This window comes from Amycolatopsis sp. cg5 (genome assembly GCF_041346955.1).
GTDB lineage: Bacteria > Actinomycetota > Actinomycetes > Mycobacteriales > Pseudonocardiaceae > Amycolatopsis.
This window is the reverse complement of the sequence record NZ_CP166849.1, coordinates 4510215-4532045: the sequence shown is the minus strand read 5'-3', so window position 1 is coordinate 4532045 and position 21831 is coordinate 4510215. Positions and strand designations below refer to the sequence as shown.

At 69.1% G+C, this 21831-nt stretch carries 18 protein-coding genes; 13 read left to right on the top strand and 5 right to left on the bottom strand.

All coding sequences use genetic code 11. The features are described 5' to 3' along the window. The first annotated feature begins 5 nt into the window (after window positions 1–5). From AB5J62_RS20315 to AB5J62_RS20260, 12 genes are all read left to right on the top strand, one after another. Window positions 6–590, top strand: a complete 585-nt coding sequence (locus AB5J62_RS20315) for a hypothetical protein (RefSeq protein WP_370949871.1) — start codon at window positions 6–8, stop codon at window positions 588–590. Further along, on the top strand, window positions 587–1225 hold the full coding sequence (locus AB5J62_RS20310; RefSeq protein WP_370949870.1) for a hypothetical protein: 639 nt from the start codon (window positions 587–589) through the stop codon (window positions 1223–1225). Before AB5J62_RS20315 ends, AB5J62_RS20310 begins: the two co-directional genes overlap by 4 nt. Before the next feature lie 82 nt (window positions 1226–1307). Then, window positions 1308–1661, top strand: a complete 354-nt coding sequence (locus AB5J62_RS20305; protein ID WP_370949869.1) for a LysM domain-containing protein — start codon at window positions 1308–1310, stop codon at window positions 1659–1661. Further along, a complete protein-coding gene (locus AB5J62_RS20300) occupies window positions 1654–2784 on the top strand; it encodes a hypothetical protein (protein ID WP_370949868.1) in 1131 nt (376 codons plus the stop codon). Before AB5J62_RS20305 ends, AB5J62_RS20300 begins: the two co-directional genes overlap by 8 nt. Window positions 2785–2794: 10 nt before the next feature. Next, window positions 2795–3304, top strand: a complete 510-nt coding sequence (locus AB5J62_RS20295) for a phage baseplate assembly protein V (RefSeq protein WP_370949867.1) — start codon at window positions 2795–2797, stop codon at window positions 3302–3304. Between the two features lie 12 nt (window positions 3305–3316). After that, on the top strand, window positions 3317–3646 hold the full coding sequence (locus tag AB5J62_RS20290; protein ID WP_370949866.1) for a hypothetical protein: 330 nt from the start codon (window positions 3317–3319) through the stop codon (window positions 3644–3646). Next, entirely contained in the window at window positions 3643–4065 is a 423-nt protein-coding gene (locus tag AB5J62_RS20285; RefSeq protein ID WP_370949865.1) for a GPW/gp25 family protein, read from the top strand. The genes AB5J62_RS20290 and AB5J62_RS20285 overlap by 4 nt, the downstream gene beginning before the upstream one ends. Continuing rightward, window positions 4062–7136, top strand: a complete 3075-nt coding sequence (locus tag AB5J62_RS20280; RefSeq protein WP_370949864.1) for a putative baseplate assembly protein — start codon at window positions 4062–4064, stop codon at window positions 7134–7136. The genes AB5J62_RS20285 and AB5J62_RS20280 overlap by 4 nt, the downstream gene beginning before the upstream one ends. Then, entirely contained in the window at window positions 7133–10936 is a 3804-nt protein-coding gene (locus tag AB5J62_RS20275) for a putative baseplate assembly protein (RefSeq protein ID WP_370949863.1), read from the top strand. The genes AB5J62_RS20280 and AB5J62_RS20275 overlap by 4 nt, the downstream gene beginning before the upstream one ends. Beyond that, window positions 10933–13113, top strand: coding sequence for a hypothetical protein (locus AB5J62_RS20270; protein ID WP_370949862.1), 2181 nt, complete (start codon window positions 10933–10935; stop codon window positions 13111–13113). Before AB5J62_RS20275 ends, AB5J62_RS20270 begins: the two co-directional genes overlap by 4 nt. Before the next feature lie 9 nt (window positions 13114–13122). Then, window positions 13123–14508, top strand: a complete 1386-nt coding sequence (locus AB5J62_RS20265) for a DUF6519 domain-containing protein (protein ID WP_370949861.1) — start codon at window positions 13123–13125, stop codon at window positions 14506–14508. 21 nt (window positions 14509–14529) lie between these two features. After that, window positions 14530–15462, top strand: a complete 933-nt coding sequence (locus AB5J62_RS20260) for a glycoside hydrolase family 25 protein (protein WP_370949860.1) — start codon at window positions 14530–14532, stop codon at window positions 15460–15462. Window positions 15463–15721: 259 nt separating this feature from the next. Here AB5J62_RS20260 and AB5J62_RS20255 read toward each other — a convergent pair whose 3' ends face one another. The 5 genes from AB5J62_RS20255 to mppP all read right to left on the bottom strand — a co-directional run bounded on the left by AB5J62_RS20255 (window position 15722) and on the right by mppP (window position 20021). Next, window positions 15722–16327, bottom strand: coding sequence for a hypothetical protein (locus AB5J62_RS20255; RefSeq protein WP_370949859.1), 606 nt, complete (start codon window positions 16325–16327; stop codon window positions 15722–15724). After that, window positions 16327–16677: a hypothetical protein gene (locus AB5J62_RS20250; RefSeq protein WP_370949858.1), complete on the bottom strand. Its 351-nt coding sequence runs from the start codon at window positions 16675–16677 to the stop codon at window positions 16327–16329. Before AB5J62_RS20250 ends, AB5J62_RS20255 begins: the two co-directional genes overlap by 1 nt. A gap of 295 nt (window positions 16678–16972) precedes the next feature. Then, window positions 16973–17764 carry an enduracididine biosynthesis enzyme MppR gene (gene mppR / locus AB5J62_RS20245; RefSeq protein ID WP_370949857.1) on the bottom strand — a complete coding sequence of 264 codons (792 nt, stop codon included), beginning with the start codon at window positions 17762–17764 and terminating at the stop codon, window positions 16973–16975. Continuing rightward, window positions 17761–18891, bottom strand: coding sequence for a PLP-dependent aminotransferase family protein (locus tag AB5J62_RS20240; protein WP_370949856.1), 1131 nt, complete (start codon window positions 18889–18891; stop codon window positions 17761–17763). Before AB5J62_RS20240 ends, mppR begins: the two co-directional genes overlap by 4 nt. Then, window positions 18891–20021, bottom strand: coding sequence for an enduracididine biosynthesis enzyme MppP (gene mppP / locus AB5J62_RS20235; RefSeq protein ID WP_370949855.1), 1131 nt, complete (start codon window positions 20019–20021; stop codon window positions 18891–18893). The genes AB5J62_RS20240 and mppP overlap by 1 nt, the downstream gene beginning before the upstream one ends. A gap of 294 nt (window positions 20022–20315) precedes the next feature. On the opposite strand from mppP, the gene AB5J62_RS20230 reads away from it, so the two are divergent. Further along, window positions 20316–21827, top strand: coding sequence for a glycosyltransferase family 39 protein (locus tag AB5J62_RS20230; protein WP_370949854.1), 1512 nt, complete (start codon window positions 20316–20318; stop codon window positions 21825–21827). Window positions 21828–21831: the final 4 nt, after the last annotated feature.

Sequence of the window (21831 nt, the reverse complement as noted above, 5' to 3'; positions counted from 1 at the left end):
CCACGATGACTAGCTTCCAGAAGCGGATCGTTCTCAAGCCGGAGGTCACCCCCTCGGACTTCGAGCTCGTCGCGTGGGAGAAAGACTGGAACCTCGCGGACATGGGACGAGAGGACGCCGGCGCGTCCATCGACACCTGGATCACCGACGACACCGAGAGCGAGATCCACTTCGTGGACGACCAGCCGATCGGACTGGCCTACTTGACGCTCCACGGTAAGGCAACCGACACGATCGAGCAGCAGATCCGCGGCAGCCTCGAAGCGTGGACGCTGGCCGAAGCGATGGAAGCGCTGCGGGACGCACACGACAGCGAAGACAGGACGAAGAGTCTGTTCACCGTCGTCCTCATCGCACCGGCGGATGAAGACGACGCGGTGACCGCTCAGCTCGCGCCGCTCGCCACCGACCCGGATCAGGCCATCCGCCAATCGTTCATCGAGGCGACCGGCTACTTGCCGTGGCCCTCACTCGTCGCCCTGGTCGAAGCCATGGCAGCGAACGACTCTGAACAAGCGGTCAGGGAGAACGCGCAACTCCTGTTGGAAGGCCTCGAAGTAACCGGTGAAGGCCCGGGGAGGGCTACATGACCCGATACACGGATCTGCCGAAGCCCGTCCGCGCCGGGATCGTGATCGACCCCGGCGGCGGCGAGTCCCAGAAGGTCATCGTGCTGCAGTTCAACCCCGACACCCTCGAACGCAGCCTCGCGCCCCAGTCGTCCGGTGCCGAGCAGGGCGACCGTACCGAAGCGCTCCGGCTCAAGGGGCCTGCCATCGAGACCTGGAAGTTCACGGCCGAACTCGACGCGTCCGACCAGCCTGACGTGCCCGCCGAATTCGGGATCCACCCGCAGCTCGCGGCGCTTGAGATGCTCGTACATCCGTCGACCGGGCAGATCAAGACCAACCAGCGCCTGGCGAGCTTCGGCACGCTCGAAGTCATCCCGATCGAGACGCCGCTGACCTTGTTCGTCTGGGGAACCAAGCGGGTGATGCCGATGCGGCTCACCGAACTGAGCATCACCGAGGAGGCGTTCGACGCCGACCTCAACCCGTACCGCGCGACCGTCGGCATCGGGTTCCGCGTGCTCTCGGTCAGCGACCTCCCGACCGGCCACAAAGGCTACGACCTCTACCTCGCCTACCTCACGCAGAAGGAGCAGTTCGCGGGCCCCGCGGGCAAGGGCCGCCTCGAAGCACTCGGCAACCCGGACATCGGCTAGGAGCACCCATGCCAACCCGAATGCGCCGCACGAGGTGCGCCTCGTGTCGTCCGTCCAGGTACGCAGAAAGGCAGTCAGTCTGATGACCAGTCCGATGGACGCGATGGCGGCCGCGATGCCGACCACGACGCCGTATCCGCGTAGCAGCAGGCACTACGGCATCCCGATGTCGACGCACGTGACGCCGGACGGCCGCACCGTGCCCTACCTCAAGCGCAGGCTGCTGCCGTCGCCGAAGGCGCTGGTGACCATGGCCGAGCACACCGTCAACGAGGGTGACCGCGCCGATCTGCTGGCCGAGCGGTATCTCGGGGACGCCGAGGCGTGGTGGCGGATCGCCGATGCCAATCCGGTGCTCGATCCGCGTGAGCTGACCGATGAGCCGGGTACGAGGCTGCGGATCACGTTGCCGCAAGGGGTTCCCGGCAATGGCTGAGCTTTCACCGCTGCACCTGACCCTGCTGATGGGACCCCGGATTCCGGTGCCGGTCCCCCAGCCGGTCACGGACGCCCTGCTGTCCGCGCAGGTGACCGTCACCGCTGGCCAGCGCAGCGGGTTCCAGCTCAGCTTCGACCTGTCCAAGAAGGGGCTCATCCGCGACACCCTGCTGCCCGCGGGGTTCTTCGATCCCGAGATCCGGGTGATCCTCATGGTGACCCTGCGTGGGACGCCGACCGTGCTGATGGACGGGATCTGCATCCGGCAGGAGGTCGGGGTCAGCAACCAGCCCGGCCAGTCCACGCTGACCGTGACCGGCGAGGACCTCAGTGTCCTGATGGACCTCGAGCAGAAGGAGTACGTCCAATATCCGGCGCTGTCGCCCGCCGCGCGGGCCGCGGTGATCGTCTCGCAGTACGCGACGTACGGAGTGGTGCCGGTCGTCGTGCCCGAGATCTTCCCGCAGACGGCGCTGCCGACGCAGCGAGTGGAGTCGCAGAAGGGGACCGATCTCGAGTATCTCAACGAACTCGCGAAGGCCAACGGGTACGTGTTCTACATCGATCCCGGGCCGGTGCCCGGGGTGAGCCGGGGGTATTGGGGGCCGGAGGTACGGCTCGGGGTGCCGCAGCCCGCGCTGACCGTGAACTCGGACGCGCAGTCCAATGTGGACCAGATGACCTTCAGTTTCGACGGTACCGCACGGGAGACGCCCGAGGCCATGGTGCAGATCCCGGCGACCAAGATCTCCGCTCCGCTGCCTCTGCCCGAACTGAGCGTGCTGCGGCCGCGGATGGCGATCAAGCCCGCGCCCGCGCTCAAGAAGAAGGTCATCGCGGACACGGCCAAAAAGGACGCTCCGCAAGCCCTGGCCGAGACGCTCGCCAAGGCCGCCGATTCCGCCGACGCGATCTCCGGTTCCGGGCAGGTCGATGTTGTCCGATATGGACACGTGCTGCGGGCGCGTGAACTGGTCGGTGTGCGTGGGGCCGGCATCACCTATGACGGGCTCTACTACGTCAAGAGTGTCACCCACAACCTGCAAAGGGGCGCCTACACGCAGAACTTCACCCTCGCCAGGGAAGGCCTGATCTCCCTGACCCCGGCGGTCGTCCCGTGAGAGGAAACCCATGACAGAAACCAATCGCCATCTCGGGAAGTACCGCGGGACCGTGCTGAACAACGTCGACCCGATGGGCATCGGGCGGATACAGGCGCAGGTGCCCGACGTCTTCGGCAGCACGCCGTCGAGCTGGGCGATGCCGGTGCTGCCGGTCGCCGGTCCGCAGATGGGCACGTACGTCGTTCCGCCGGTGGGCGCGGGCGTCTGGGTGGAGTTCGAACAGGGCGACAAGGACTATCCATTGTGGACGGGATGCTGGTGGGGCTCGCGGGCTGAGGTGCCGCCGCTGGCGTTCACCGGGCCGCCCGCCTCGCCGAACATCCTGCTGCAGACCACCGGTCAGCAGTCCATTGTGCTCTCCGATCAACCAGGACTCGGCATCACGCTCAAGGCCGCGGGCGGAGCCATGATCACCATCTCGGACAGCGGCATCATCATCAGCAACGGGCAGGGCGCCTCGATTTCGCTCGTCGGGCCGACCGTCACCGTCAACCAGGGCGCGCTCACCGTTACCTGAGGGGGAAACGCAATGGGAAACCTGCTTCACGTCGGCGCCACCGTGATGTGCCCGCACGGCGGCCAGGCGACGCTGCTGCCGTCGCAGTCACGCGTACAGGCGAGCACGCAACCGGTCGCCACCCAGGCCGACGTCTACACGATCGCGGGCTGCGCGTTCGCGCCGGGCGGCAAACCGCAGCCCTGCGTGACCATCCAATGGGTGACGCCGTCCGCGCGGATCCAGGTGAACGGCCAGCCCGCGATCCTGCAGAGCTCGGTCGGCCTGTGCCAGAGCGCGGAGAAGATCCCGCAGGGTCCGCCGCTGGTCACGGTCGTGCAGCAGCGGGCGGTGGGCCAGTGAACGCCCGCGCCGCGCGCCAGGTGGAGCCGCCTTCGCCGCGCACACTGCCCGACCGCACCGACCTCGCGTTCCCGTTCCGCGCCGACGGCCGCGGCCGCACCGCGGACACCGGCTACGACGACCACGTGCGCGACATGATCGAGCAGCTGCTGTTCACCAGCCCCGGCGAGCGCGTGATGCGGCCGGACTTCGGCTGCGGGCTGCTCGACCTCGTGTTCGCGCCGAACAGTCCCGAGTTCGCCTCCGCGCTGCAACTGTCCATTCAGGCCAGTCTGCAGCGCTGGCTGGGCGACGTGATCGACATCGAAGCGCTCGAGGTGGTCAGCGAGGACAACGTCCTGCGCGTGCACCTGGGCTATGTCGTCCGCCCGACCGGCACCCGCCGCGCGGACACGTTCGAAAGGAGCGGCGGCCAATGACACTCTGCCGCACGGACCGGCGCCGCGCGAAGATCCGCGCCGAGCGTCAGAACGGCATCGACGGGGTCGAGGTCGACGACGCGGGCCTCGTCCTGACCGTCACCTTCCTCGGAAAGGCGCCGCACGAACTGGCCACCGAGAACATCCGGATCGACGGCGGCCGCCGGATCACCGGGATCAAGGCTATCGACGTCGAGCTGGAGATCCAGGAGGATCCCGCGCTCGACGACCGCGCGCACATCACGGTCGACAAGACCGGCGACCACTCGACGTACCGGCTCTCGATCGTCAAGCCGGACTCGTACGGATTCCCGGGAACGGTGCCGTACAAGGGTTTCGACCCCCGGTACGCGCACGCGGACTTCAGCTTCCGCCAGGCCTGCCCGACCGATCAGGACTGCCGTGCCGAGGACGAGAGCGAGCCGTCCGGGCATCCGGCACCCGCGCTCGACTACACCGCGCGCGACTACGAGTCGATCCGCCGGGTGCTGCTCGACCGGCTCACCCTGACCACACCGGACTGGCGTGAACGCCATGTGCCCGACCTCGGTGTCACCGTGGCCGAGCTGCTCGCCTACACCGGCGACCAGCTCAGCTACTACCAGGACGCGGTCGCCACCGAGGCCTATTTGGACACCGCGCGCCGCCGGATCTCGGTGCGCAGGCACGCCCGTCTTGTCGACTACCCGATGCACGACGGCAGCAACGCGCGCACGTTCGTGAGCCTCGAGGTCGACGACGTGCTGACACTGTCCAAAGACGACTTCCGGTTCGTCGCGGTCGACCTGAGCGACCTGGATCCGTTGCAGTGGCCTGAACTCGGCACGGTCATCTCCGACGAGGACCTGGAGCGGCTGCCCGCCGGTGTGGTCTTCGAGGTGTTCGAACCGCTGCCCGCGGGCGATCTCACCCTGCGCCCGGCGCACAATCTGATCCGGTTCTGGACCTGGGGCGACGAAGAGTGCTCGCTGCCGGTGGGCGCCACGTCCGCGACCTTGGTCGACGACGAGCTCGATCTCGACCCCGGCGACGTGCTGATCATCGAAGAGGTCAAGGGACCTGGCACCGGCGCGGCCGCCGACGCCGACCCGGCCAAACGCCAGGCGGTCCGGCTGCTCTCGGTCACGCCCGGCGTCGACAAGCTGTACGACCAGAAGTTCCTCGAGGTGACCTGGGCGCGGGAGGACGCGCTCGGCTTCAGCGTCTGCCTCTCGGCACGCGGTGGCCAGGACTGCTGCGTCATCGAGGACATCAGTGTCGCGCGGGGCAACGTCGTGCTGGCCGACCACGGCCGCAGCCTGACCGCGTGCGGCGGCGCTCCCGAGGAGATCGTCGTCCCGCCCGCGCCGGTGGATCCGCCCAGCTGCGAGCCACCCGAGTCCGGCTGTGTCCAGGACTCGGTCACCGGTCCGGCCGCGGACCTGATCGCCACGCTGATCGCGGCAGCCGAACGCCGCGAGCCGCTCCAGCCCGAGGACGTCCGCACGCTCGACGACCTGCTCGAACCGGGCGCGACCGGCCGCGCGGGCATCGTCATCGCGCTGGACACCCAGCAGGACAGGGAGTTCGTGCTGCCGGACACCACCGAGGACCAGCACGCCGCGCTGCGCACGCTGCTCGCGCAGGTCACCTATCCACCCGCGCGCCGGCGGTTCCGGCCGAAGCTGCGCTACTCCCCCGTCACCCAGCAGGTCGCCTATCCCGCGCCTGCCACGGTCGCGGCGAGCCAGGCGGGACTGCTCGCGGCGATCCCGGGCCGGGTACGTGCGCGCCTCGCGGAACTCTGGCGTCAAGTCCACGGTGGACACAAGCTGACCAGGGATCAGATCGCCGAGCTGACCGTTCTGTTCGGCGAGAAGACGCTCAGCAGGCTTCGGCTCGAACATCGGCCGCTGCAAGCCTTGCGTGAGCTTCAGGCGCAGTTCGACGAGCTGCTGGCCGCCAAGATCCGGCGGCTCGGCACCCTGCGCGCCCGTGCGCTCGACGGCGGCGTCCTCGAATCCGGCATCGGCTGGGAGCTCACCCAGAGCTGGGGCGAGCCGTACGCCGGCGGGCTCGACCCCGCGCATCCGGCCCTGGCAGGCTCCGCGAAGTCCGCGCTGCGGACCGATCCCCGTGACGCGCTTCCGGCCGTCACACTCGGCGATCCACTGTGGACGCCTCGGCGTGATCTGCTCGACAGTGGCCCGCGCGACCGGCATTTCGTCGGCGAGACCGAGGAAGGCTCCGGCCAGATCGTGCTGCGCTTCGGCGACGGCGAACACGGCATGGCACCGCCACCAGGCCGAACACTCCAAGCCCGGTACCGCGTCGGCAACGGCACGGCGGGCAACGTCGGCGCCGAGGCGATCAACCACCTCGTGCTCTGCTGCGGCGCGATGACCGGCGGGGTCACCAAGGTCCGCAACCCGCTGTCCGCCGCCGGCGGCACCGAACCGGAGTCGCTCGACGAGGTCCGCCAGCTCGCGCCGCTCGGCCTGCGCCGCGAGCTGCTCCGCGCGATCACCCCGGCCGACTACGCGACGCTCGCCGCGAAGGTGCCCGGCGTGCAGCGCGCCGCGGCCGAAGCTCGCTGGACCGGCGCGGGCACGCAGATCCACGTCGCGATCGACCCGCTCGGGCAGGGCACGCCGGACGCCGCGCTGCTGGGCACCGTCTCGCTCGCGCTGAGCCGGGTGCGCCGGATCGGCCACGAGGTCGCGGTCGGCCCGGCGATCCTGGTTCCGCTCGACATCGAGCTGACCGTCTGCCTGGCGCCCGGCTATCAGCGCGAGCACGTGCTCGCGGCGTTGAAGACCGTGCTGGGCAACGGAAAACGCGGGCTCTTCCATCCCGACAAAGTGACCTTCGGCGATCCCGTGCGCACCAGCAAGATCGTCGCCGTCGCGGCGGCGGTGCCGGGCGTGGCCACCGTGCGGGTGACCAGGCTGCGGCGCCAGTTCGGCCAGGACATGGGCGAACTCGAAGCCGGGCTGCTGCGGCTCGGCCCGCTGGAGATCGCGCAGCTGGACAACGCTGTCGACAGTCCGGAGAACGGCAAGCTTTCGTTCGTGGTGGGAGGTGGACGATGAACGGCTGCGGCTGCGCCACCTGCACCGGCATCGCGGTGGAGACCCCGTTGACCGTGGTGAACCCGCCCGGCCTCAGCGCGCTCGCGCGCCGGGTCGGCACGCATGGCGAGTTCTTCGCGACCATGCTGGCCAGGCTGTCCAGTCCGGCTTATCCCGCGCTGAGCGGGCTGACCGTGCGGACCACCGACGATCCGGCCATCGGGCTGCTCGACTCGGCCGCGTCGCTGGCGGATCTGCTCACGTTCCACTTGGAACGGATCGCGTCCGAGGGCTATCTGCGCACGGCGACCGAGGAAGGCTCGCTCGCGCTGCTCGGCCGTCTCGTCGGGTACCTGCCCAGACCTGGCGTTTCGGCGGGGACGTATCTCGCGTACACGCTCGACGCTGACCCGCGTCCCGGGCACGACCTGCGCTCGACCATTCCCCAGGGCGCCCGCGCGCAGAGCGTTCCCGGGCCCGGCGAAGAGCCGCAGTCGTTCGAGAGCATGGACGAACTCGCCGCGCGCTGGTCGTGGAACGACCTCAAGGTGCGGCAGCGGCAACCGTTCCAGCTCACCAAGACCGGCATGGACACGCGGACGAATGTCCAGCTGGCCGGAGTGTCCAACAACATCAAGCCGGGTGACCGGCTGCTCTACGTCTTCGGTACCGAGCGGGACCGGCAGGTGCTCGACGTCGTCTCCGAGGTCGTGCTCGATCGCGAGAACAACATCACGACCGTCGTACGGCAGGCTGAGCCGCTGCCTGACCTCGCGAGCATGCGCAAGAAGCTGCGTGATCTGCTCAACCCGATCATCGAGGACCCGGAACCGGTCGTCCGCCGCAGCTCGATCCTCAAGAAGTTCGTGGAAGGTGTGCTGAAACCCCTGCACGCCATCGCGGGCAAGAACGGCGACGACAAGGCCGTGCCCCCGGTCCCCGAGGACCCGGGCAAACTCACCAGCCCGACCAAGTACCTGCACGCGCTGGGCAAGGTGCTGGAGCGGCTCGCCGAGGAGATCGAGCTCACCGCGCACTACGCCCACATCAACGAGTGGCTCGTGGCGCTCCAGAACAACTTGGCTGCCTGCGAGAAGGGCGTCCAGAAGCTGGAGCCGGATCAGCCGGACGACGCGGCCGAGTCGCTCTTCCGCGCGCTCGCACTCGACAAGCCGAACCCGACGAGCCCCGCGGTACTCGGCCTCGGCGCGCTGCTGGGCGCGCTGCGCACCAGTCCGAACCGGCCACCCGCCAGTTCGCGTCAGCTCAAGCGTGACCTGGCCAAGTTGTACGGGCCTGGCTCGGATCTCGGCGCGCAGCTGCTGACCGCGCTCGACCCGCGCGTCGGCGAAGGCCTCTACACCGCCTGGCGGCAGGTCGACCTCGCCGCGCCACTCGCCTTGCAGGAATTGCAGGCGATGCGGCAGGTCGCGACGCCGTTCGGCGCCACGGCGCCGTTGCGCACGACCAGGGACGGCAAGCCCATCACGCCGGAGGACTGGGAGCTCGAAGGTCAGCAGGCGCTGACCCTGACGGTCACCTACGACGAGAAACCCAAGCCACCGCCCGATCCCGACGATCCCGTCGAGCCGCCGGGCCCGAAGGACACGCCCAAGTCGGCGTCGGTGCGCTTCCTGCTAGGCGCGAACACCTGGCCTGGAGAGATCCGCAAGCTGACCGAGGACGGCAGCCTGGCCATCGGCCCCGGCGAGGTCGAGTACACCATCGACGAGCGCACCGGCGAGATCACCTTCGTGTTCGGCGGCGGGATCCCCGGGCACACGATCGTCGTGTCCAAAGAGGACAAGGCGACCAAGAAGGTCAAGGTGACGGCGTCCGGAGTCTTCGCGGGCAGCGTTGAAAGAGACCTCGCGCTCGATGAAGCCTTCGGCCCGTTCTTCATGTTCGAACCGAAGACCAATCGGTTGATCATCGTCAACCTCCGGCGGCAGACCGAGAAGAACGAGCCGTTCGTCGAGATCAACTTCGCCACCACGACCCGGTTCCCGGCGAACGTGCTCACCCTCGACGCGGTCTACGAGGGTGTCGGGGTCGGCAGCTGGGTGGTGATCGAACGTCCGACGAAGCGAGCCAAGCCGCTCCAGCTGGTCACCGCCAGGGTCACCGGCGTCCGCGTGCTCGCGAAGCAGGCGTTCGGGATCAGTGGGAAGGTCACCGAGCTGGCGCTCGACCGGCCTTGGCTCGACGACAGCGACACTCGGCTCACCGAGATCCGCGACACCTCGATTTACCTGCGCGGTGACCGCCTCGCGCTGGCCGACGAGCCGATCACCGACGAGGTGCGCGACAAGGAGATCGAGCTCGCCGAGCTGTACGACGGGCTCACCCCCGGCCGCTGGGTGATCGTCACGGGCGAGCGCACCGACCTCCCCGGCAGCCCGGCCGGGGTCAAGGGCACCGAGCTGGCCATGCTCGCCGGTGTCCAGCAGGTCGTCGAGCCGACCCGGCCCGGCGAGCTGGTGCACACGAAGATCGCGTTGGTCGGCGGGCTGGCGTATCGGTACAAGCGCGAGACCGTGCACGTCTACGCCAACGTCGTGCGCGCCACGCACGGCGCGGGCCGCGACGAGCCGATCGGTAGCGGCGACGCGAGCAAGCCGAGCCAGTCGTTCCAGCTCCGGCAGGGTCCGCTGACCTGGCTGGCGTCGGACGATCCGCTCGGCGCGACCAGCACGCTCGAGGTCCGCGTCGACGGAGTCCGGTGGCACGAGGTGGACAGTTTCGCCGGGCGCGGGCCTGAGGAACAGGTCTACGTCACCGAAACCGCCGAGCACGACGCCGTGCGTGTCACGTTCGGCGACGGCAAGCACGGCGCGCGGCTCCCGACCGGCGTGGAGAACGTCCGCGCCCGCTACCGGGTCGGGCTCGGCAAGGCGGGCAACGTCGCCACCGGGCGGATCACCCAGCTGACCACCCGGCCGCTCGGGGTGTCCGGAGTGGACAATCCGCTGCCCGCGACCGGTGGTGCTGACCGGGACGACGCGAGCCTGTTGCGCCGCAACATCCCGTTGCGGGTGACCGCGTTCGAGCGGCTCGTGTCGGTGCCGGACTTCGAGGACTTCGCCAAGGCGCGTGCCGGGGTCGGCCGGGCGAGCGCGCGGCGGCTGTTCAACGGCACCAGGCAGATCGTGCACGTGACGGTCGCCGGCGCCGACGACATCGCGTTGCAGGAAGACTCCGACATCGTCACCACGCTGCGCACGGCCCTGTCCGAACAGGGCGATCCGTCGACGCCGACGGACGTGGCGGTGCGCGAAGCCGTGCTGCTGGTGATCTCGGCGAACATCCGGGTGCATCCGGACCATGACTGGGAAACCGTCGAGCCCGCTGTCCGGGCCGCACTGACCGCGCGGCTCGGCTTCCGTAACCGTGAGCTCGGCCAACCCGCGTACCTGTCCGAGGTGCTGGCCATCGCGCAGGCGGTGCCGGGCGTCGACTACGTGGACGTCGACGTGTTCGCCGGCGTGCCGGGCGGCATCACGCCGGTCGGTCTCGACGGGCTGCTGGAGACGCTCGACGAGCCGCGCACGGTCGTCCCGGCCAGGCTCGCCGAGTACGACGAGACCGTGTACCGGGTCGACCCGCCGCCGGGCGAGCCGACCGAGACGCTGACCGCGATCGCGGCCAAGCACGGCATCACGGTCGCCGAGCTGGGCAGGCTCAATCCGGACCTCACCGAGGCGACGCCGCTGCCTCGCGGCCGGAAGGTGATCGTGTTCCGCGGCGTGCGGCCCGCCCAGCTCGCGGTGGTCTCCGCCGCGGTGCCCGACACCGTCATCCTCAAGGAGGTGCGGTCATGAGCCGCCGACCCGACCGCCTCTTCGAGCTGCTGCCGCAGTTCCACCGCAGACGCGATGCCCGCCCGTCTCCCACCACCACCCTCAACGGAGGCGCTGCGCGCCCAACCTTTCAAAGCGGCGAGCCGCTCCGTGCGCTGCTCGCCGTCATGGCCGAGCAGCTCGACCTGGTCGAATCCGATATCGAGCAGCAGTACGACGACTGGTTCATCGAGACCTGCGCGCCGTGGGCGGTGCCGTATCTCGGTGACCTGGTCGGCTACCGGACGCTGCGTGGCTACGAGGAGGCCGTCAGCAAGGGTGGCCCGGCCGCCGCATCGCTGGCCGCCAGGCTGGCGCCGCGCGCGGACGTGGCGGCGACCGTGTCCAGCAGGCGGCGCAAGGGCACCCTGCCGCTTCTGGAGAACATCGCGCGGACGGTCGCGGCTTGGCCGGCGCGCGCGGTCGAATTCCAGCCGCTGCTCGACACGTACCAGTCGGTGCGGCTCGCGCCGCGCGCCACTCAGGCGTCCACTGTGGACGTCCGGCGTGGCGCTGAACTGGACGAACTCGGGTCGCCTTTCGACGGCTTCGCGCACGGGGCCGCCGCCGCGCGGATCAGCTCCGCACGCAGGCAGGGCCGTTATTCGCCGCCCGCGGTGGGCCTGTTCGTCTGGCGGCTCAAGCCGTACTCGGTCACCAACGCGCCCGCGTACTGCATCGACCGGGCGCGCAACCTGTTCACCTTCTCCATCCTCGGCAACGACACACCGCTGGTCACGAAGCCGGTGCCCGAGCCGTCGCCGACGCACATCGCGACCGCCGACAACGTGCCCGCGTTCATCCGCAGGCGCGCGCTGGCCGAGCGGCTCGCCGATTTCTACGGGCCTGGCAAGAGCTTCCAGATCTGGCGCGACGGTGACCACCATCCGGTGCCGCTCGCGGACATCGTGGTCGCCGACCTGTCCGACTGGACCTACCGGCCGCAGCGCAAGCAGGTCGCGGTCGATCCGGTACTCGGCCGGATCGCTTTCGGGGCAAGGTCAGCGCCGAAACGCGGCGTGTGGGTGACCTATCACTACGCGTTCAGCGACGACCTGGGCGGCGGGGAATACCCGCGCGAGCTGACGCGTCCGCCGGACGTGTCGGTCTACCGGGTCGGGCCCGGCGAGCCGGACAGCAAGATCATGGACGCGTACCGGCGCTGGCGGGAGGAACGCGCCGAGGACCTGTCGAAGTCGAACGCGATCATCGAGATCACCGACAGCGGCGCCTACCAGGAGCAGATCGCCTTCGTGCTCGACCGGGGCGACCGGCTGGAGGTACGCGCCGCCGACGGCGTCCGCCCGGTGATCCGCCTGCTCGACTGGTACAGCAACCGGCCGGACGCGCTGATCGTCGAGCCCACCGCCGGGTCCGAAGTGGACGAATGCGGGACCCGCGCGCCGCGGCTGATCATGGACGGGCTGCTGATCACCGGGCGTGGCGTGCACGTCAGCGGCCCGATGGGCGAGTTCGTGCTGCGGCACTGCACGCTCGTTCCCGGGTGGACACTCGAACCCGAATGCCATCCGGCGCAACCGGAGGAGCCGAGCCTGATCCTGGAATGCACCACGGCGTGCGTCCAGATCGAGCGCAGCGTCCTCGGCACGATCCTGGTGATCAACGACGAGGTCCGCACCGACCCGATCCGCATCCACCTGGCCGACAGCGTCCTCGACGCCACCGACCGGGAGTTCGAGGCGCTGTCGGCGCCGGAATGCCGCCACGCGCACGCGATACTGTCGATCCGCCGCAGCACGGTGCTCGGCGAGGTGCACACGCACGCCATCTCGCTCGGCGAGAACAGCATCTTCGACGGCCGGGTGCACGTCGCCCGGCGTGGCATCGGCTGCCTGCGCTTCTGTTACGTGCCAGCAGGTTCCCGTACGCCTCGGCGGTATCACTGCCAGCCGGATCTGGCCGGTCCCGCCTCCGAACGCCGGGTCCGACCGCGGTTCACCAGCGTCCGTTACGGCACGCCGGGGTACGTCCAGCTGGCCGCGCACTGCCCGGCCGAGATCACACGCGGCGCCGAGGATGGTTCCGAACTCGGCGCGTTCCACGACCTGTTCCAGCCGCAGCGGGAAGACAACCTGCTGGCGCGCCTGGAGGAATTCCTGCCTGCCGGCATGGACGCCGGCATCGTCTACGAGTCTTAAGGAGTCACCATGCAGGCCGACCTCTCGCGCCTGATCTTCCGGCCGGAGAAGCGATTCTCGGCGGTCGTCACGCAGCAGGGCCGGGTCCGGCTGGACTCGGAGGACAACGAGCAGGCACTGATCAACCTGCACACCACGCGCACGCTGGCGGCCGATCTCATCGGCCGCCACGGCGGGCCGTCCGACGCGCTCGGGTTCGGGATCACCTATGTGCCCAAAGGAAAAGACCCCGCCGATCTGAGGATCACGACGGGCCGGTACTACGTGGACGGCATCGGCGTCGACGCGGCCGTCCCGCCGGTCGGCGTGCCCGTCCCGGACGAGGACGAACCCGCCACCGACGCTGCCGTCGACGGCTGGACCTATTGGACCCAGCCCGACGCTTACGTCGATCCGTTGCGGGACAAGGAGATCGACCACCTTCCCGACCTGCCGTTCCTCGCCTATCTCAAGGTGACCGAGCGGCTGGTGACTCACCTGCAGGACCCTGAGATCCGCGAGACCGCGCTGGGCACGACGCTGCCCGACACGTCCGCGCGCCTCAAGGTGACCTGGCAAGTGCTGCCGCTGACCGGCCTGACCGTGGGCGAGCGGCCGACCAAGGACCAGCTGCGCGCCGCGTTCGACGAGTGGGCACGCGGCACCGTCTCGACCGGGAAGCTGGCCGCACGCACCGAAAAGCCGGCGAAGACCGACGACAACCCGTGCCTCACCGCGCCGGATTCGCGGTACCGGGGTCCGGAAAACCAGCTGTACCGCATCGAAGTGCATCGCGGCGGCGACAAGCCGACCTTCAAGTGGTCACGCGAGAACGCGTCGGTGACGTTCGGCGTCTCGTCCGTCGACGAGGCGGTCGTGACGCTGACCGACCTCGGCCGCGACGCCAAACTCGACCTCGACATCGGAGACTGGGTGGAGGTAGTCGACGACGCCTACGACGCGCGCGGAGTCACGTCGCCGTTGCTGCAGGTCGTCGACATCGACACCGAGCGGCTGCGCGTCGAATTGAGCGGGACGCCCGACGCCGAGGTCGGCAGGCTCGCGGCGCGGCACCCGTTCCTGCGCCGCTGGGACCACCGCGCACCCACCGGCCGCGGTGCGAAGGAACTCGTCGACGGCGCCGTCTCGCTGACCGCGGGCGGCTGGCTCGACGTCGAGGACGGGCTGCAGGTCTGGTTCACCGGCGGCACCTATCACGCGGGCGACTACTGGCTGGTCGCCGCCCGCACCCTGAACGGCGACGTGGAATGGCCGCGTGACACGCGCGGGCGCCCGTTGCTGCGAGAACCGCACGGTCTTCGGCACCACTACGCACCGCTGGCCTGGGTGCGTGGCGGCGAATCCGTCGACGACCTGCGGATGGAATTCACACCGGCGGCCCGACCCAGGCCGTAACGCACGAAAGGGGGAAGCATCATGGCCTTGGGTATCGACATCTACCGAGCCAACCAGAAGGTCACCGACTGGCACGCGGTGAAAGCCCACGGTGTCACCTACTGCTGGGTCAAACTCACCGACGGCGGCGGCATCGCCCCGAAGGGCCCCGGCGACGCGGAGGTCGCCGGCGCCAAATCGGTCGGCATCGCCGTCGGCGGGTATCACTTCGTCCAGCCGACACCCGGCCCGGAGCGCCAGGCCGAGATCTTCATCGCCGAGGTCAACCGCCTCGGCGCGACCGAGGTCGTACCGATGCTCGACATGGAGGACCAGTCACGGCCCGGCGCGGCGAAGATCCCGCTGGCGCAGAAGAAACCGTTCAGCATCCGCTTCTGCGACCGCGTCCGCGAGCTGGGTTTCCGGCCGGGCGTCTACATGAACAGCGGCCTCGCCAGGCAGCTGCGCCCCGACCAGTGGGGCATCCCCGACCTGGTCATCTGGATCGCCAGGTACAGCGGCAACAAACCACACGCCGACGCTGGTCGTTACGACATCCACCAGTACTCCGAGACCGGGCACGTGCCGGGGATCGTCGCCAAGGGCGTCGACCTCAACGAGTCCTACACCGACAACCACCTGTTGACCACACCGTTCGAAGAGGATGACGACATGGCAGGTCCGCTAGATCACGAATACCCCGGCAGCGACGAACGCCAGTTCCACCACCGCACGATCGAGACCCGTGGCATCTCGGCGGTCGTCGGCGACGTCTGGTTCGCGGTGTCCGCCGGGTACCACGACATGAAGGACGTCAACGTGTTCTTCAACGGCGTCCAGGAGCCGATCCACTTCGACGCCATCCCGGCCGACACGCGCTCGGTCTGGCAGGTCCCCGACGGCTGCGAGTCGATCTCGTGGGAGTACGAGTGCGCGGGCCCGTCCAGCTCGGTCGTCATCTACGGCAAGCGCTGATCCCTTGGAGGTCCTCGACGGCCTCGCCCAAGCCGACCCTGTATGAAGGCTCCCCTCATACAGATCCGGCCGTATGAAGGGAGCCTTCATCGCGTATAGCCGTATGAAGGCTCCCCTCATCCACGCCGACCTGTATGAGGGGAGCCCTCATCGCGTATGGCTGTATGAGGGGAGCCTTCATACAGCTCGGGCTGATGCGGGGACTGGGGGTCGTGAGTGGTACGGCCGGTTCTAACCGGCCTTACCACTCACGACCCCTTCAACCGAGCGCGGTTTCCACAGCGGATGCGAGGGTCAGGACGGCGTCGGCGCTGAGCGACCAGCCGCGGGCGTTGGGGCGGTGGAGGGTGCGCACGACCAAGAGCGCGCCTTGACCGAGTGGCTCGATCGCCAGCAGGCGCTCCACCTGCCACGTGTGGTTCACGTCAGGCCCGGCTTTCGTAAGAGCCAGCGCGTGGGCCTGCGCCAGCAAGCCGCCCAAGCGGCCCGTGACAGCGGAGTCCCCTTCGAACCCCGACGCGCCCAGCGACACGCGCGTCGGCAGGGTCGCCGTCAAGGGCACCGCGTAGAGCAGGTGTCCCAAGCCGACACTGCGCCGGAAACCCGAGCGCCCGCTCATGATCGAGGCGCGGAGTTCGAACGGCCGGGGCGCCTGGGCGTCGACGTAGACGAAACTCCGCGTCGGCGCGGGCATGCCGCTGAAGCGTTCGCGTGGCGGGAGCAGGCTGCCTGCCGGGACGCCGTCGCCCTCCGCAGGAAGGGTCACGGCGGGCGGCAGGGCGGCCAGGCCGAGTTCGGTGGCGAGTGCTCGGGAGATGTCGGACGTGACCGCGGTGAGGTCACCGGTCCAGATCGCGGCAGGCATCAGGCGTGTCCGGCGGTTTCCAGTTCACTGAGGCGTTTCAGGGCCGCCTGCTGTTCGACCTGGAAGCGCCCCGGCCTGGCCTGGGTGAGCTCGTGCCAGTGCTGGGCGGCGGCGTGCGCGTGGGTCATGGCCTCCGCCAACCTGCCTTGGGCGGCCATCTCGTCCCTGCTCCGGTCGAACTGCTGGGCCTGGCGCAGCAAGGCCTGCGAGCGGTCCTCGACCGGCGCCGGCGCGGCGGCCTCGGCCTTGGCGACCTTCTTCTTGCGGACCGTGACGCTGAGCCAGCCGACCAGGCCGATCAGCGCACCGGTGAGCACCAGTGAGACCAGCTTGTGCAACACATCGGACATACGTGTTCCCGTTCCATTCGCGACTCTGCCGGGACGTGACCGGCGTTCGGAGCCCGGACAGTAGAGAGCACGCATGAAATCTCGATGACACGTTCGGCGGAAAGGCTGGCACTACCTCGGATCGTCCACTGTCCACTACTGCTCGTGGACCAGCCCGATGGTTCACTTGTGTGCAGGAGCTACCCCCCAAGCCAGCTCCCCCAGGTTCCCCAACGGCACGGGGAATGGGAAGGGCTGCCCGCACCACGCCGTGAATTCAGGCCCGGCGTCCGTGCGGGCAGCCCTAGGGAAAACTTCAGAGCAGCTTGCCGCCGCGCAACGTCTCGGCATACGAGAACACATAGCCGGAGCCGATTTCCACTGGCGCGAGGTCGGCGAAGTCGGGGTCCAGCGTGTCGAACAGGCGGAGATCCGCCGCGCCCGCCCAGATTTCGGAGAACTCGACGTCGGTCACCTCGGACATGACGAGCTGCGAAAGCGGGGTCTCGCCGGAGATCCAGCCGGGGAAGAACCTGGTGTGCACCAACGGTACCGCGTGCAGGAGCGGCGGCTCGGCGATCTGGTGTGACGGCAGGACGGTGGCCTCCGCGACTCGCTTGCCGTGTACGGAAAGCGTGCCGTCGAAGCGGCCGGGTCCACCGGGGCGCGGTCCCGCGCGGCCGACCGTCTTGGGACGGATCTGGTGGATGTCGCCGATCTGCTTGGGCATGCCCTGGATCCAGCCGCGGACCATCGGCACCGGCGCGTCGACCCAGGCGTACGGGCACCGCGCGAGCTGGCGACCCTCGTACTCGCAGGCGATGAGGATCAGGAACTCGGTGAACTGGCAGCGGGCCGGGTCGGTGAGCTCGGCGCCGTCGTCCGAGCACCACTGCCAGTCGGCGAACACCGCGGCCGCGGCGCCGGGGTCGTCGCCGAGGCTCAGCTCCGGCGGCAGGAAACGCCTGGCCACCTCGGGGTCGATGCGGTAGTCGACCATGATCACGTCGCCGGCGAAGTGCCACGGCGGCGGGGTGATCATGGACGCGTCGCCGGTCGGGGACAGCGGGAGGCTGTAGCCGACGGGGCCCGCGATCGTGCTGGTCATGTGTGCTCCAAACTGGGGATCCACGAACCGGCCAGCACGCGTCCCGCGGCGGCCAGTCGGTCAGGTGAGTTGAGGCTGTACGCCAGTCGGACAGCCGAGCCGGGACCGTCGCCGAACCGCGCGCCCGCCGCGACGATGACTTCCGACGGCACGCGCACCTCGTCCGCGAAGCGCAGCCAGAGGAAGTAGCCGCCCGCAGGCAGGTCGAAGTCGAACGGTCCGCTCAGGTTTTCGACGAGCGCGTCACGCCGGGCCTTGAGCTGGGCGCGCAGCCAGGTCAGGTGCCGGTCGTAGTCGCCGGACTCCAGCATCGACGCGACGGCGAGCGACGTGACATGGTTGGCCGATCCGCCGCTGACGAACAAACCGTGACGTACCAAGCGGTTCACGGTCCGTGGGTCGGCGATCAGGAAGCCGAGCCGGAGTCCGGGCGCGATGGTCTTGGAGAACGTCCGCAGCCGGATCACCCCGTCGAAACCGGACAGTTCGGCCATCGACGGTGGTACGTCGCCGTCCATCCCGAGGTCGGCGTACGCGTCGTCCTCGACGACGAGCACGCCGTGCCTGGCCGCGACCTCGAGCAGCGCCCGCCTGCGTGTCTCGGGCACGACGATGCCGGTCGGGTTGTGAAAAGTCGGGTTGAGGTAGATGAACGCGACCCGGCCCCGCTCGCCGACGAGCGCGTCGTGCAGCGCCTGCGGGTCCATGCCATCGGCGTCCATCTCCACCGCGCGGGTGCGCAGGCCGCGGTCGGTGAGGATCTTGCGGCCGAGGTCGTAGGCATAGCGCTCGACCAGCACGACGTCCTGGTCGGACGCGAACATGGCCGCGATGAGGTACAACGCGTGTGACGTGCCCGCCGTGACGAGCACCTGCGCCTCCGTGCAGCCGGCGCGGCGCGCCGCCGCCGCCCGGAACGGCAGCGCGCCTTGATCATCACCGTACGCCAGCGCCGCGGAGCCGAACTCCGCGAGCGCCTCGCCGTAAGCCTTCGATAACAGGTCGACAGGAAGCAGCCCGGGGTCGAGGTAGCCCGGCCCGAGGTCGATCACCTCGGCCGGGCTGACCTGCTGCACGACTCCCGGGCTCCACCGCCGCCGATGGGACAGTGGTCCGGCGGAGTCCATCAGCCGAGTACGGCCCGCAGCGCGTTGGTGGCCTTGGTGACCGCTTCCGCCGAGCGGGACAGCGCGATGCGCAGCGAGTGCTCGCCCTCCTGCGGGCGTGCCCAGTGGAACTGGTGGCACGGCAGCGCGAAGACGTTGTGCTCACGCAGCGCGGTCCAGACCTCGATGCCGGTGCGCGAGCCGACGTCGAGCCGCTCGACGCTGGCGCGGCTGTCCGGGTCGGGGAAGCTGATGTCGGGAATGCCCGCGAGTCCATTTCGGAGTGTCGCGCGGTTGTTCGCGATGAACTGGTGCAGCTCGGCGAGCCCGCCGCCGGCGGCGTCCTCCGAGAAGCGCTTGACCATCGACAGCACCAGGGGCGAGACGCCGAGCAGGATGTCCGAGTAGACCTTGGCCAGCGGCAGGCCGACGTTCGCCGACGACGCGAGCCAGCCGATCTTGAGCTCCAGCGTCGGCCACAGCTTGCCGGTGTCCTCGATGACCACCCAGCGGCAACCGGACTGCTCCAGCACCGCGTAGTGGTCGTACTGGGCGCGGGTGTCGAAGCCGCGGAACGAAGTGTCCAAAGTGAGCACGACACCGTATTCGGCGCACTGCGCGGCGAGGCGGCGCAGGCGTTCCTCGGTCACGACCTTGCCGGTGGGGTTGTTCGGCGTGGTGACGAACAGGCAGCCGAGCGAGCGAAGCAGGTCGGCGGGCAGGTCGTCGTCGTGCAGCCAGTGCTCCTCGACCGGCACCAGCCGCATGCCGACACCGCGCAGGATGTCCGGGATGTTGTCGAAGGTCGGGTGCACCAGCCCGATCGCGTCGGTGGTGGTGGCCAGCGCGCGGGCGAAGATCTCCATCGCGACCGAGGACGAGTAGCAAGCGAGCACCCGGCCGTCGGCGCCGGGGTGGCTGTACTGGCCCAGCAGTTCGAAGTAGGCGCGCTGCGCGGAGCGCTCCACCTCTTCGACAGGGCGCTTGACCGCGTCAGCCCACAGGCTCGGCAGTTCGTCGATGATCCCGGACTGGGCCGGGGTGAGGGCCTGGCGGGCGTGGCCGTCGGAAAGGTTCAACGGGCTGTTCAGCGCCAGGTATTCGAACTGGGTCAGGTTGCCGGGGCTGGTCGCGATTTTAGTGTCCTGCATTCCGATCACAAGCACCTTTACGTTGGAGGTTTAGGTTTTGTCGTGCTTGGAGCCCACCGTTCACCGAATTGTCGAACAGGGAATTCGGCCGGGGAACTCACCGGCGACTCAGCGCGTCACCGGGACGATTCCGAGGCTAGCAGGAAAATAATCAACAGCAATGAAATCTCACAGTGCACAGTGTCAACTTCACGCTGACCTGCGAGTTTTCCCTAGAAATCAAGAGCGTTGCATATTTCGGTGACACCACGGGATCCTGCCGAGCAGACAATTCCGTACCGGAGGTGCATGCCAGTGCCGGCCACCACAGCGATTCCAGATACCTCTGTCGAGGCCGTCACCGGTGTCCCGAGATTCCACTGGCGCGCGGCACTCGGCGTGAGCGTCGCGCTGACCGCCGGATTGCTCGTCGTGGCCGGTCGTTACGGCTATTACATGGACGAGCTGTACTTCCGGGTCGCGGGCCGTAACCTCGACTGGGGCTACATCGACCAGCCGCCGCTGGTGCCGCTGCTCTCGCGGATCCAGACGTTCCTGTTCGGTGACACGCTGTTCGCGATCAGGGTGATTCCCGCGCTGCTGACCGGACTTTCGGTGTTCGTCGCCGCCTTGATCGCGCGTGAACTCGGTGGCGGCGGCCGTGCGCAGGTGCTCGCGGCGGTCGCGGCGTCGGCGTCTCTGGCGACCATGGCCGCCGGTCACGTGCTGCATCCGACGGCGGTCGACCACGTCGTCTGGGTGACGGTCTGCTGGCTGACGATCCGGCTGCTGCGTACCCGTGACACCCGGCTCTGGCTCGCGATCGGCGCGGTCGTCGGCGTCGGCATGCTCGCGAAGTATCTGGTGGTACTGCTGGTGATCGGCCTGGTCGCCGGGCTGCTGATCGCCGGTCCGCGCCAGGTGCTGCGCAGCCGGTATCTGCTGGGCGGGCTCGCGATCGGACTGGTCATCGCGGCGCCGGTGCTGCTCTGGCAGGGCACGAACGGCTGGCCGCAGTTCTCGATGGCGTCGGAGCTGTCCGGCTCGTTCGGGCTGGACACGGCGATCGGGTTCGTGGTCGGGCAGGTGCTCATGATCGGGCTTTTCCTGACACCGCTGTGGATCACCGGCCTGGTCTGGCTTTTCCGGCGTCCCGCGTACCGATCGTTCACCGTGGCCTACCTCGTGCTGGTCGTCCTGCTGATCGCGATCGGCGGTTTCGGGCGGTACACCGAGGGTTTGCTGACCGTTTCGCTCGCCGCCGGCTGCGTGCCCGCGGTGGCTTGGCTGAAGTCGTTGCCGCGCCGGGTGTTGATGACCGTCGCGCTCGTCGCCAACGCCATTCTCGCCGCGATCATGTCCCTGCCGGTGTTGCCGATCGACGCGTACGCGGCCGATTCGCCGCTGGGCGGCCTCGGCGACGCCCAGCTCGGGCAGGCCGGGTGGGACCGCCTCACCGATCAGGTCGCCGACGTCTACCTCTCGCTGCCGGAGCCGGACCGCGCGCACACCGCCTTGCTGGGCTGGAACTACGCGGAAGCCGGCGCCTTGGATCGCTTCGGCCCCGCCTCAGGCTTGCCCGCCGCGTACAGCCCGCACAACTCGTACTACGACTTCGGTTTCCCCGCCGACGACAAGACCGTCGTGATCGCGGTCGGCACGGACGCGGCGACGTTGGCCCCGCACTTCGCCAACTGCGTGGTCGCGGCCACGCTCAAGTTCGACCTCCCCCACCTCGACGAGGACAAGCCCGTCCTCGTCTGCCGCACCCCGGCCGAGCCCTGGGCCGCCCTCTGGCCCAAGCTCCGCTGGGTCGGCACCTTCTGACCGG